14 protein-coding genes are annotated in these 12,653 nt (G+C 62.4%); 6 read left to right on the plus strand and 8 right to left on the minus strand.

Annotated elements, in window-relative coordinates; genetic code table 11:
* Positions 1–2 precede the first annotated feature (2 nt).
* Positions 3–869, plus strand: coding sequence for an ATP-binding protein (locus ACWBU6_RS07530; protein ID WP_452648197.1), 867 nt, complete (start codon positions 3–5; stop codon positions 867–869).
* Complete coding sequence (mutT, locus tag ACWBU6_RS07535; protein ID WP_452648198.1) at positions 866–1,261, plus strand: 8-oxo-dGTP diphosphatase MutT; 396 nt, start codon at positions 866–868, stop codon at positions 1,259–1,261. Before ACWBU6_RS07530 ends, mutT begins: the two co-directional genes overlap by 4 nt.
* A gap of 74 nt (positions 1,262–1,335) precedes the next feature.
* On the opposite strand, the gene yacG is transcribed toward mutT, so the two are convergent.
* The 7 genes from yacG to ACWBU6_RS07570 all read right to left on the minus strand — a co-directional run bounded on the left by yacG (position 1,336) and on the right by ACWBU6_RS07570 (position 8,143).
* A complete protein-coding gene (yacG, locus tag ACWBU6_RS07540; RefSeq protein ID WP_452648199.1) occupies positions 1,336–1,515 on the minus strand; it encodes a DNA gyrase inhibitor YacG in 180 nt (59 codons plus the stop codon).
* A 5-nt stretch (positions 1,516–1,520) separates the two neighbouring features.
* Positions 1,521–2,276, minus strand: coding sequence for a cell division protein ZapD (gene zapD / locus ACWBU6_RS07545; RefSeq protein ID WP_452648200.1), 756 nt, complete (start codon positions 2,274–2,276; stop codon positions 1,521–1,523).
* A 61-nt stretch (positions 2,277–2,337) separates the two neighbouring features.
* Positions 2,338–2,940: a dephospho-CoA kinase gene (coaE, locus tag ACWBU6_RS07550; RefSeq protein ID WP_452648201.1), complete on the minus strand. Its 603-nt coding sequence runs from the start codon at positions 2,938–2,940 to the stop codon at positions 2,338–2,340.
* Between the two features lies 1 nt (position 2,941).
* Positions 2,942–3,811, minus strand: coding sequence for a prepilin peptidase (locus ACWBU6_RS07555; protein WP_452648202.1), 870 nt, complete (start codon positions 3,809–3,811; stop codon positions 2,942–2,944).
* Positions 3,812–3,816: 5 nt separating this feature from the next.
* Positions 3,817–5,028: a type II secretion system F family protein gene (locus ACWBU6_RS07560; RefSeq protein ID WP_452648203.1), complete on the minus strand. Its 1,212-nt coding sequence runs from the start codon at positions 5,026–5,028 to the stop codon at positions 3,817–3,819.
* An 11-nt stretch (positions 5,029–5,039) separates the two neighbouring features.
* A complete protein-coding gene (gene pilB / locus ACWBU6_RS07565; RefSeq protein ID WP_452648204.1) occupies positions 5,040–6,731 on the minus strand; it encodes a type IV-A pilus assembly ATPase PilB in 1,692 nt (563 codons plus the stop codon).
* A gap of 122 nt (positions 6,732–6,853) precedes the next feature.
* Positions 6,854–8,143: an HlyC/CorC family transporter gene (locus ACWBU6_RS07570; RefSeq protein ID WP_452649545.1), complete on the minus strand. Its 1,290-nt coding sequence runs from the start codon at positions 8,141–8,143 to the stop codon at positions 6,854–6,856.
* A 108-nt stretch (positions 8,144–8,251) separates the two neighbouring features.
* On the opposite strand from ACWBU6_RS07570, the gene ACWBU6_RS07575 reads away from it, so the two are divergent.
* Together ACWBU6_RS07575 and ACWBU6_RS07580 are read left to right on the plus strand one after the other, a co-directional pair.
* Positions 8,252–9,133, plus strand: a complete 882-nt coding sequence (locus ACWBU6_RS07575; protein ID WP_452648205.1) for a helix-turn-helix domain-containing protein — start codon at positions 8,252–8,254, stop codon at positions 9,131–9,133.
* A 79-nt stretch (positions 9,134–9,212) separates the two neighbouring features.
* Positions 9,213–9,701 carry a NuoB/complex I 20 kDa subunit family protein gene (locus ACWBU6_RS07580; protein ID WP_452648206.1) on the plus strand — a complete coding sequence of 163 codons (489 nt, stop codon included), beginning with the start codon at positions 9,213–9,215 and terminating at the stop codon, positions 9,699–9,701.
* Between the two features lie 4 nt (positions 9,702–9,705).
* On the opposite strand, the gene uraH is transcribed toward ACWBU6_RS07580, so the two are convergent.
* Positions 9,706–10,059, minus strand: a complete 354-nt coding sequence (gene uraH / locus ACWBU6_RS07585; RefSeq protein ID WP_452648207.1) for a hydroxyisourate hydrolase — start codon at positions 10,057–10,059, stop codon at positions 9,706–9,708.
* Positions 10,060–10,153: 94 nt separating this feature from the next.
* Here uraH and puuE point away from each other — a divergent pair, with 94 nt between their 5' ends.
* Both puuE and xdhA read left to right on the plus strand, forming a co-directional pair.
* Positions 10,154–11,104, plus strand: coding sequence for an allantoinase PuuE (gene puuE / locus ACWBU6_RS07590; protein WP_452648208.1), 951 nt, complete (start codon positions 10,154–10,156; stop codon positions 11,102–11,104).
* Between the two features lie 78 nt (positions 11,105–11,182).
* Positions 11,183–12,649 carry a xanthine dehydrogenase small subunit gene (gene xdhA / locus ACWBU6_RS07595; RefSeq protein WP_452648209.1) on the plus strand — a complete coding sequence of 489 codons (1,467 nt, stop codon included), beginning with the start codon at positions 11,183–11,185 and terminating at the stop codon, positions 12,647–12,649.
* Positions 12,650–12,653 lie beyond the last annotated feature (4 nt).

The raw sequence follows: 12,653 nt of genomic DNA on the forward strand, positions 1-12,653 counted from the left end.
GGATGTCGAACCAACTCGACCAATTCCTCAAGCGCGCCGAGGCTTTGCTGGCGCGCGTGGAAGCGATCCTGCCGCCGGCGGCCGTCAAGCCGGACTGGCAGGCTTCCACCGCCTTCCGCTGGCGCAAGCGGGGCCATGGCGGCTACCTGCAGCCGGTGCCGCGCCCGGCGCAAATCGCGTTCGACGACTTGCAGCATATCGGCCGCCAGAAGGCGCAGATCGAGCAGAACACGCGCCAGTTCGTGGAAGGCAAGCCCGCCAACAACGTGCTGCTGACCGGTGCGCGCGGCACCGGCAAGTCTTCCCTGATCAAGGCTTGCCTGGCTGCGTTCGCGCCGCAAGGCCTGCGCCTGATCGAAGTCGACAAGGCTGACCTGCATGACCTGCCCGATATCATGGACCTGGTTGCCGGCCGCCCCGAGCACTTCGTGGTGTTTTGCGACGACTTGTCGTTCGAAGAAGGGGAGAGCGGCTACAAGGCGCTGAAAGTGGCGCTCGATGGCTCGGTGTCGGCGGTGATCGACAATGTGCTCATTTACGCCACCTCCAACCGCCGTCACCTGATGCCAGAGCGTATGTCGGACAACGCCACGTACAAACATGACGAGGACGGCGACCTGCATCCGGGCGAAACGGTGGAAGAAAAAATTTCGCTGTCGGAGCGCTTTGGCCTGTGGCTGTCGTTCTACCCGTTCAAGCAGGACGACTACCTCGGTATCGTTGCGCACTGGCTGGCTGCCTTCGGCTGCAGCGTGCCGCAGATCGCCGATGCCCGCGCCGAAGCCCTGCAATGGGCGCTGCAGCGCGGCTCGCGTTCTGGCCGCGTGGCCTGGCAGTTTGCACGCGATTACGCGGGGAGGCTGAAATGACAGCGCGCCCGATCGATGTCGCAGTCGGCATCCTGATGCAGCCCAATGGCGATGTCCTGCTTGGACAGCGCCCTGAAGGCAAGCCCTATGCGGGCTACTGGGAATTCCCGGGCGGGAAGGTCGACCCGGGCGAAACCATCCTCGAAGCGCTCAAGCGTGAATTCGTCGAGGAACTGGGCATCCAGATCCAGAGTGCGGAAGAATGGTGCGGCGTCGAGCATGTCTACCCGCACGCCCACGTGCGGCTGCATTTCTTCATCAGCCGTGAATGGAGCGGTGAGCCGCAAAGCCTGGAAGGCCAGGCTTTTGCATGGCAAGGAACAGTAGGTGTTGAACCGCTGCTGCCAGCCACCATCCCCTTGCTGGAGTGGCTTGACCTAGTACGATATTGAAAGTCGGGGTCAGGTCCGGCAATCGGACAAAAGGCTTGCCTTTTGTCCGATTGCCGGACCTGACCCCGACTTTCTTATTGCTTGTCTTCGTCGAGGGGATCGGTAGGGGCGGAGCCGGGAATGGTGTACTTTTCCTCGGCCCAGGCGCCAAGGTCGATCATCTTGCAGCGCTCGCTGCAAAAAGGGCGGTATTTATTGGCTTCCGTCCACTCTACCTTGGCATGGCAGGTGGGGCATTCAACGACAGTAGGCATGGTGCTTAGAAATTACAGAGGGTGAGCTCGAATGGTACATCTTCTTCCAGCGGCTTGGGTTTCAGGTCGCCGCCCTGGGAAGTGAAGCGCACCCACAGCATATATTTGTTGGCCGAAATCTCGGGAATCGCCCCCAGCGACTCGTCGACCGACAGGCGCAACATCTGGTAGACCTTGCCTTGCAGCATCTGCTGGTAACTTCCGGCATTGGCGATCATCTTCACCGGTGCACCGGAGTCGCGCAGCAGGCGCAGCACCAGGGCCAGGGCATCGAACAGCGGCGCCAGCGGGTTGAACCAGGTGACGATATCGTTGAAGCGTTTCTCGGCCGGCTGTTTTTGCCAGGCGTAGTAGGATGGCAAGTCGAATTCGCAGGCGCCGCCAGGGATGATGGTGCGGCCGCGAATGCTCATCAGCCATTCATTGTCGCGCACGTTCTGGCCGGTCTTGCCTTGCGAGGCCACCAGGGCGCTCGAAACGCTGTCAAGTTCAGAGAGAATGGCGTCCAGCATCTCGGCTTGGACGTTCGGGTTGGAGCGGTAGCCTAGCAGGCTCTGGCGCTGGCGCTCGAGTTCCTGCAGCAGGTCGGATTTCAGGTCGGCGCGCCCGGCCACTTCCAGCATGTCGAAGATGGTGGCCAGTGCGACATGATGCTGCATCGGGTGTTCCTGATGCACGAAGAACTTGAATTTCTCGTATAGATCCTCCAGGCGCAGCAAGGTGCGGATGCGCTCATTGAAAGGATATTCGTAAACGATCAAAGCATCCCTCGTGTGGAAGACCTATTAATAATCTCGTGATTCTGAACTATGCGAAGCAAAATTACAAATATTGCTGATAAAAACCATGCAAACGGTCTACTTGAGGGGTTAAGGCTTCGATGCGGCCGCTATTGTCTATGACATCATCGGCGGCTGCGAGGCGTACTGCGCGCGGCACCTGGGTCGCCATGATGGCCCTTACCTGGTCTTCCGCCAGGCCGTTGCGCGCCATCACGCGCGCCACCTGGATCTCTTCGGGGCAGTCGATCACCAGTACGCGGTTGACGCGCTGCTTCCAGGCGCCGGATTCGACCAGCAGGGGAATCGCCAGCATCACATAGTCGCCGCTGGCATCGGCGGCGGCGGCCAGGGTGGCGTCGCGGATCATAGGGTGGAGGATGGCTTCCAGCCGGCGCTTGGCAGGTGGTTCGCGAAACACCAGCTCGCGCATCTTGGCGCGGTCCATCGCGCCCTGGCTGTCGGCCATGTGGGGGCCGAATTCGGCCAGGATGTCGGGCATGGCGGCGCCATTGGGCCCGGTGAGGGAGTGGGCAATCTGGTCGGTGTCGACGATGCTGGCGCCGCGGTCGGCAAACATATTGGCGATCAGGCTTTTACCGCTGCCGATGCCGCCTGTCAGGCCGACCACGAATCGCGCCGGCATGTCAGCCCGGTGCTCCGTACAGGATGCCGGTGAGTTGCTGGCCGCACAGCAGGGCCGCCAGGCCGGCGCCGGCCAGGTAAGGGCCGAAAGGAATCTTGTGGTCGAAGCCCATGCGCGAAGCGACGATGATGCCGATGCCGACCAGCGCGCCGACCACCGAGGACAGGAGGATGATCACCGGCAGCATCTGCCAGCCCATCCAGGCGCCAAGGGCAGCCAGCAGCTTGAAGTCGCCGTAGCCCATGCCTTCCTTGCCACGCACCAGCTTGAAGACCCAGTACACGGTCCACAGCGCCATGTAGCCGGCGGCTGCGCCCAGCACCGCGTCCTGCAGCGGCACGAACAGGCCTTGCACGTTGACCAGCAGGCCCAGCCACAACAGCGGGTAGGTCAGGTCGTCCGGCAGCAACTGGGTATCGAGGTCGATGAAAGTCATCGCAATCAGGAGCCAGCCGAATACCAGGGCGGCCATGCCGGCCCAGCCGAAGCCGAAGTGCCATACCAGGCCTGCCGACAGCAGGGCGCTCAGTGTTTCGATGGCCGGATAGCGTGCCGAAATCGGTGCCTTGCAGGCGCTGCACTTACCGCGCAGCACCAGCCAGCTGATGACCGGAATGTTTTCCAGTGCCGTGATCTGGTGGCCGCAATGCGGGCAGGACGAACGCGGCACCACCAGGTTGTAACGCTCCGGGTGCGGCTCAGGTTCGTCGCGCTCGCAGGCGCATACGCTGTCAACTTCGCGCTGCATCATGATCGGCACGCGGTGGATCACCACGTTCAGGAAACTGCCGATCAACAGGCCAAGGATGCCGGCCACCACGGCGGCGGCCAGCGTCGCCGGCGGCGAGAACAGCATGAATACGTCTTGCATGCTGATTACACCACCGAACCGAGTTTGAAGATTGGCAGGTACATTGCAACCACCAGACCGCCGATCACCACGCCCAGGATCACCATGATCATCGGTTCCATCAGGCTGGAAAGCTGTGCTACCGCCTCATCGACTTCTTCCTCGTAGAAGTCGGCCACTTTGCCAAGCATCGAGTCGAGGGCGCCGGATTCTTCGCCGATGGCCACCATCTGGGTCACCATGCTTGGGAAGACATCCGAGTTCTGCATGGCCACGGTCAGGCTGGTACCGGTGCTGACTTCGGTCTGGATCTTCTTGGTCGCTTCCATGTAGACGCTGTTGCCGGCCGCGCCACCCACCGAATCCAGCGATTCCACCAGCGGCACGCCGGCGGCGAACATGGTGGACAGGGTACGGGTCCAGCGCGCCACAGTGGCTTTGCGGATGACGTCGCCAAACACCGGCACTTTCAGCAGCAGGCGGTCCATCGAGGCCTTCATCTTCTCAGAACGCTTCCAGCTCTGGAAGAAGAAATACAGGCCGGCGCCCAGCGTGCCGAATATGAGGTACCAGTACTTGACAAAATACTCCGAAATCGCCATCACGAACAGGGTCGGTGCAGGCAAGTCGGCGCCGAAACTGGAGAACACCTCTTTAAAGGCCGGCACCACCCAGATCATGATGACGGAGGTCACGATGAATGCCACCGCCAGAACGGCGATCGGATAGGTGAGGGCCGACTTGATCTTGGCTTTGATGGCCAGCGTCTTTTCCTTGTAGATCGCCAGGCGGGTCAGCAGGTCTTCCAGGATACCTGCCTGCTCGCCGGCTGCCACCAGGTTGCAGAACAGCGGGTCGAAATACAGCGGGTACTTACGAAATGCCATGTTAAGGCTGGTACCGGTCTCGATATCGGCGCGCAGGTCCAGCACCAGCTTCGATACCGAAGGGTTGGCGTGGCCCTTGCCGACGATGTCGAAGGCTTGCAGCAGCGGCACGCCGGCCTTCATCATGGTTGCCAGCTGGCGGGTAAACAGGGTCAGATCTTTTTCGGTCACCTTCTTGCCCGAACGGTAGACCTTCTTCTTGATCTTGGTGACCATGATGCCCTGGCGGCGCAGGGTCACATTGACCACGGCCTCGCCGCCGGCGCGCATTTCGCCGCGCACGGTCTTGCCAGTCTTATCCTTGCCTTCCCACGTGAAAACCTGTTCTTTTGCGGTGCCCGCAGTAGCCATATCCTAATTTCCTATTCGTTGGTGCAGCCCAGCACTTCTTCCAGGCTGGTCAGTCCGTTCTTGACCTTGACCAGGCCCGATTGGCGCAGGGACTTGACGCCTTCTGCTTCCGATTGTGCCGCGATCTGCATCGAGTTGCCGTGTGCCAGGATCAATGCTTCGATCGCGGGCGTGATCGGCATGATCTGGTAGATACCGACCCGGCCTTTATAGCCCGAGCCGTTGCAGCGCTCACAGCCCACCGGGCCGTAAGGTTTCCAGCTGCCATCCAGGTCTTCCTCCTTGAAACCTGCTTTCAGCAGCAGGTCCGGAGCAATGTCGATCGGCTTCTTGCAAGTGCACAGCCGGCGCGCCAGGCGCTGTGCCGTGATCAGGATGACCGAGGAGGCAATGTTAAAGGGCGCAACGCCCATATTCATCAAGCGCGTCAGGGTCGACGGCGCGTCATTGGTGTGCAGGGTGGAGAACACCATGTGGCCGGTCTGCGCGGCCTTGATTGCGATGTCTGCCGTTTCCAGGTCGCGGATCTCACCAACCATGATGATGTCCGGGTCCTGGCGCAGGAAGGCCTTCAGCGCCACCGGGAAGGTCAGGCCGGCCTTGTCGTTGACGTTGACCTGGTTCACGCCGGGCAGGTTGATCTCGGCCGGGTCTTCCGCGGTCGAGATATTGATGCCGGGCTTGTTCAGGATGTTCAGGCAGGTGTACAGCGACACCGTCTTGCCCGAACCGGTCGGGCCGGTCACCAGCACCATGCCGTACGGGCGGTGCACGGCATCCAGCAGGATTTCCTTCTGGTCCGGGTCGTAGCCGAGCGAGTCGATGCCCATCTGGGCCTGGGTCGCATCCAGGATACGCATCACGGTCTTTTCGCCGAACAGGGTCGGCAGGGTCGACACGCGCAGGTCGATGGTCTTGGTGGAAGACACGATCAGGCGCATGCGGCCGTCCTGCGGCACGCGCTTTTCCGAGATGTCGAGCTTGGACAGCACCTTGATACGTGAAACCAGCTTGTCCTTGATCGAAGTCGGCGGCTGGGCGTGCTCGATCAGGTTGCCGTCCACCCGGAAGCGGATGCGGTAAAACTTTTCGTAAGGCTCGAAGTGCAAGTCGGAGGCGCCCATATTGACCGCATCCATCAACATCTTGTTCAGGAAACGCACGATCGGCGCGTCTTCCACCTCGGCTTCGGCTGCGGCGCCCTGGGCCGCCGAGATGCTTTCTTCCTCGGCGAACTCGATATCGCCTTCATCGCCGGTCATTTCGAGCACGGTCTGGGCCGAGCTCTTGGTCAGGGTTTCAAGCAGTTTGAGCAGCACGTCGTGCTGCACGATGACCGGTTCCACCGTCGATTCGGCCTGGAACTTGATCTGGTCCAGGGCCTGGGTATTGGTCGGGTCGGACAGCGCCACCGACATCTTGTTGCCGCGCTTGGCCAGCGGAATCACGCGCTGGGTGGCCATCAGCCGGGTATCGATGGCCTTCGGCGGCAGGATCTCCAGGTTGATGGCGCTCAGGTCAAGCAGCGGGTAAGCAAAGGTTTCGGCGCAGAAGACGGCCAGTTCGCGCGCATTGATGGTGCCGCCAGCCAGCAGCACATCAATGAATGTAGACTTTTCGGCAATAGCCTTCTTGTTCAGCGCGTCCGCTTGCGGCGGGGTAAGACGCCCCGCTTGCATCAGGGCTCGGGCCAGTCCCGACATAGGGGAACCGGACGCCGAGGTGGGTTGGACTGCTGCCATAGGAGCGCACTATCAGAATGTTAATAAAGAGTGAGTCTCCGGATGATGCCTGTAGGCATCATTTTTGTAAAGGTCCGCACGGTTCACTCTGCCTGGCGGAACTCCGGACGTCGCAATTTCACTACTTTAATGGCCTGGTCCTGTGCTTGCACCACTTCCACGACACAATTACCCATTTTGACCGAGATCGGGGCGTCGGGAATATCCTGTAAAACCTCCAGCAGCATGCCGTTCAGGGTTTTGGGCCCATCAAGCGGAAAGTTTAAACCCAGACGCTTGTTAATGTCACGTAATGCTGTGCTGCCCTCGAGCAGGCAGGCGCCGTGCTCGTCCCAGCCGAAGCTGTCGGCCCGTGTGGCGCTCGGGGTCGAGGTGGTGAATTCGCCAATCATTTCCTCGATGATGTCGTCCAGCGTAACCAGGCCCTGCACCTCGCCGTACTCGTCGACCACGATGGCCAGGCGCTCCTTGTTCTCCTGGAAGTTCTGCAGGGCGGCAAAGGCCGGCGTGTCCTGCGGGATGAAAAAGGGCTCGGACAGCAGTTTGCGGAAGTGTTCGGCCCTCAGTTCGTCCTGTTCGTTCAGCAGGGCGACGGCCTTGCGCACGTGCAGGATGCCGACAATCCGGTTGATCTCGCCGTCATACACCGGCAGCTTGTTGTGGAAGCAGGTGGTGAGCTGGGACTTGATGTCTTCCACCGGCATGGCCAGGTCGAGCGCCTCGATGTGGGCGCGCGGGGTCATGATGTCTTCCACCGAGATGGTGTCCAGGTCGAACAGGTTGAGCAGGATGCTCTTGTGCTTTTTCGGGATGAAGCTGCCGTTTTCCAGCAGTACCGAGCGCAGTTCGTCCGGCGACAGATTGCCTTCGTGGATCTGGCCGGTGGGTTTGATGCGGAACAGGCGCAACAAGGTGTTGACGAACAGGTGCACGAACCAGAGCAACGGCTTGGAGACCGACAACAGCGGGCGCAACACGAAGGACGCCGGCAGCACGATCTGGTCGGCGTAGCGGGCGCCGACGATTTTGGGCGAAATTTCGGCCAGGACGATCAGGATGAACACCACGATCACGGTCGACAGCAGGATCACGTGCTGTTCCAGGCCGAACTGGGTAATGGCAATCGCGGTAGCCAGGGCGATGGCCATGGCGTTGATCAGGGTGTTGGCAACCAGGACCAGCGACAGCAGCTGTTCGGTGCGTTCCAGCAGCCACAGGGTGGCGATGGCATGGCGGCTGCCGCGTTTGGCCTGGTGGCGCAGGCGGAAGCGATTGGCCGCCATCAGGGCGGTTTCGGCCATGGCGAAGAAGGCCGAGGCGAGGATCAGGAAGGCGAGGGCGGCAAATTGCGCCCACAAGGGAACGGTATCCAAGGTCGTAATGACGAGTCTGTAAGAGGGCGATTCTAACATGGCGCCCTCCGCCCGCCATGCCGCGGCCGCCGCCAGCACGCCCGGTGCAAGCCTCCTATAATGCTGGCCATGCGTGATGTGGACTCGATATTGGCGCCGATGCGCCTGGCCATCGCCCCGCCGCCCGGGCTGGCGGGTGTGGTGCGCTATTTCCATATCGAGCTGTATAGCCCGGGCGCCGTGCTGGTGCCGGCTTCGCCTTGTGCCATGCTCACCTTCTTCATCCGCGGCGGCTCGCGTTTTGTCGATGCCGGCGGGCGTGAGCGGCTGCATGCGGAACCCTTCGTCACCGGCCCGTTGACGCGGCACTTCCCCGCAATCTGGGAACCCGGCACCACTTTCATCAGCGCCGTCATCGAATCGGGACAGTTCGGCCGCCTGTTCGACATGCCGCTGGGGGAGTTGCGCGACGCCGTGGTGCCGCTGGCAGACGCGGCCCCCGACTGGCGCGGCGCAGCGGCGCTGGAAGAGCAGCTGCGTGCCAGCTCCGACTGCGCGGCCTGGGTGGCGCTGGTTGGCGCCTGGCTGCTGCAGCGCCTGGGCGCGCGCGAAGAGCGGCTGGCGCGCGGCCAACAGCCCTTCGTGCTGCCACCAGCGTTGCTGGCATTGCCTACCGATGAAATAGCCACCCGTTATGGCATCAGCGTGCGCCAGCTTGAACGGCGCATGATGGCCAGCTATGGCCAGAGCATCCGCGACGGCCGCCGCATGATGCGCTACATCCGTGCGCTGTCGCGCATGATAGCGGTGCCGCTGCGGCACGGCGGGTTGACGCGGCTGGCCGTCGACTGCGGCTACCATGACCAGGCCCACATGGTGCGCGACTTCGTGCTTTTCACAGGCCTTGCGCCCAAGGCTTTGCTGGAAGCGGCCGGCGACGCCAGCGGCGCTTTGCGCCTGCTGCGCTATGACCAGGCCTCGCGCGCCATCGTCACCCGCGAGGATTATTAGCCGCTGCGCGTGTCGCATCCATACAATATTTTTCCTGCGCTCCCCGCTATCGTAGCGACGCTACTCAAAGGGGAACGAAATGGAACTTGAAGCTACGCTGGAGCGCGATGGTTACGTGCTCACTTCACTCGATTCGCTGATGGAAACAGTGCGCACCAACAGCCTGTGGTACCTCAGTTTCGGCCTGGCCTGCTGTGCCGTGGAGATGATGGAAGCGGCCTCGGCGCGCTACGACATGGACCGTTTCGGCATGTGCCCGCGACCTTCGCCGCGCCAGGCCGACCTGATGATCGTGGCCGGCACCCTGACCAACAAGATGGCGCGCGCCATGCGCAAGGTATACGACCAGATGGCCGAACCGCGCTATGTGGTGTCGATGGGCTCCTGCGCCAATGGCGGGGGCTATTACCACTACTCGTATTCGGTGGTGCGCGGCTGCGACCGCATCGTGCCGGTCGACGTCTATGTGCCCGGCTGCCCGCCCACGCCGGAGGCATTGCTGTATGGCCTGATGCAGCTGCAGCAGAAAGCCCGGCGCGGGGAGCGCGCCGTCATGCAGCGCGACTGAAGGTCTAGCTGCCGCGGTAGGTTGAATACGACCAGGGCGATACAACCAGTGGCACGTGGTAGTTCTGGTCGGCGTGCGCGATGCCGAACGCGATGGTCACCTGGTCGATGAAGCGCGGCGTCGGCAGCTCGACACCGAGCGCCGCGAAATAATCGCCGGCGCCAAATACCAGTTCATACTGCCCGGGGCGCATGGTATCGCCTTCCAGCAGCGGCGCGCCGCAGCGGCCATCGGCATTGGTCACATCCTGCTTCACCAGTGTGCGGCTGCCGCCTGCCAGCGCATACAGCGCCACGCGCACGCCTGCAGCGGGCCTGCCGCTGGCCGTATCAAGAACGTGAGTGCTCAGTTTTCCCATTTTGCATTCCTTATTTTGCTTATCCGGCAAATCATATACCGGTGCCATAACGCCAATATATTATTGAGCGTATACCTTTCATCCCGGACCCATCATGAGCAACTACCCCCGCGACCTCGTCGGCTACGGCCGCACGCCACCCCATCCGCAATGGCCAGGCCAGGCCCGCGTGGCCCTGCAATTCGTGCTGAACTACGAAGAGGGCGGAGAGAACTGCGTGCTGCATGGCGACCAGGCTTCGGAAACCTTCCTGTCCGAGATCATTGGCGCGGCGGCCTTCCAGAACCGCCACATGAGCATGGAATCGATCTATGAGTACGGCTCGCGCGCCGGCCTGTGGCGCATCCTGCGCATGTTCGAAGAGCGCAAGCTGCCGCTGACCATCTTCGGCGTCGCGATGGCGCTGCAGCGCCATCCGGAAGCGGTCGCCGCCTTCCAGGAGCTGGGCCACGAAATCGCCTGCCACGGCTTGCGCTGGATCAGCTACCAGAACATGGACGAGCAAACCGAACGCGCCCATATGCGGGAAGCGGTGCAGATCATCCGGGAACTGACCGGCAGCGCGCCGCTGGGCTGGTACACCGGCCGTGATTCGCCCAACACGCGCCGCCTGGTGGTGGAGCATGGCGGCTTCCGTTACGACGCCGACTATTACGGCGACGACCTGCCGTTCTGGCAGGAGGTGGCGCACACCGGCGCCGACGGCAGGCCGGCCGTCGCGCCGCAACTGATCGTGCCGTATACCCTGGACACCAACGATATGCGCTTTGCCGCCATGCAAGGTTTTAACAGCGGCCCCCAATTCTTCGATTACCTCAAGGACGCATTCGACGTACTCTATAAGGAAGGGGATCCTGCCGGCCAGAACCAGCCGAAAATGCTGTCGATCGGCCTGCATTGCCGCCTGGTGGGCCGTCCGGCGCGCGCCGCCGCCCTGGCGCGCTTCCTCGATTATGTGCAAAGCCATGACAAGGTCTGGATCACGCGCCGCATCGACATTGCCGAGCATTGGCACAAGCATCACCCTTATATGCGAAGCGCCTGATATTCAAAATCAGAGTTTTCTTATAAGGCCGGGGTGCGGTAATGTTATCTTGCAAGCTAGGAGACCTGCGAGGACAAGATGTCAGAACCGATCCGCTTTTACTACCGCGGCGCCGTGCATGAAGTACGGGACGCCGCCCCGACGCAGACTGTGCTGCAGCACCTGCGCGAAGATTTGCATTGCACCGGCACCAAGGAAGGCTGCGCCGAAGGCGACTGCGGCGCCTGCACCGTGGTGCTGGGCAGCGTGGTCGATGGCAAGCTGGACCTGAAAGCGGTCAATTCCTGCATCCAGCTCACGCCGACGCTGGACGGCAAGGCCTTGTTTACCGTGGAAGACCTGCAGCAGGCCGACGGCGCGCTGCACCCGGTGCAGCAGGCGCTGGTCGAATGCCACGGCTCGCAATGCGGCTTTTGCACGCCTGGTTTCGCCATGTCGCTGTGGGGCCTCTACCTGAAAAAAGAAGGCCAATGCGCTTCGCGCAAGGAAATCGACGACTGCCTGTCGGGCAACCTGTGCCGCTGCACCGGCTACCGCCCGATCATCGACGCGGCCCAGCGCATGGCCGAACTGCCGAAAGTCGAATTCGACGCCGCCCGCGTGGCCGGACAGCTCGCGGCGCTGAAACGCGACTCGCTGGCCGTCTACAGTGCGCATGGCCAGACTTTCCTGGCCCCGCGCACCCTCGATGAACTGGTCCAGCTGCGCGCGGCCAATCCATCCGCCGTGCTGCTGGCCGGTTCCACCGACGTCGGCCTGTGGGTCACCAAGCAGATGCGCGAGCTGGGCGACATCATTTACCTCGGCCACGTCGATGCCTTGAAAGGCCTGCGCGTGGAAGACGGCGCCCTCGAAATCGGCGCCGGGGTGTCGCTGGAAGACGCCTACAACGCGCTATGCCAGCACTACCCGAACGAGCTGGGCGAGTTGCGCCAGCGTTTCGCCTCGCTGCCGATCCGTAACGCGGGCACGCTGGGCGGCAATGTCGCCAACGGTTCGCCGATCGGCGATTCCATGCCATGGCTGATCGCCCTTGGCGCGCAGCTGGTGCTGTGCGGCGCAGCCGGCGAGCGCGTGCTGGCGCTGGAAGACTTCTATCTGGACTACATGAAGAAGGATCTGCAGCCGGGAGAATTCGTGCAGGCCGTGCGCGTGCCCCTGCCGCGCGAGGACGTGCGCTTCCGCACCTACAAGCTGGCCAAGCGCTTCGACCAGGATATCTCCGCTGTCTGCGCCGCCTTCGCCTTGCGCATGGATGGCGATACGATTGCCGAAGCGCGCATCGCTTTCGGCGGTATGGCCGCGACGCCGAAACGTGCGGCGCAGGCGGAGGCTGCGCTGAACGGGCGCGCCTGGAGCGAAGCCGCCCTGGCGGACGCCATGGCGGCGCTGGCGCGCGACTACGCGCCATTGAGCGATATGCGCGCCAGCAGCGAATACCGGATGAAGACTGCACAGAACCTGCTGCGCCGCTTCTGGCTTGAGACGCGCAACGATGCGCCGCTGGCGGCCGATGCCGTCAACGCATTTGCCGTCAGCGCGTAAGGGG

The sequence above is a fragment of the Pseudoduganella sp. HUAS MS19 genome (assembly GCF_053615455.1).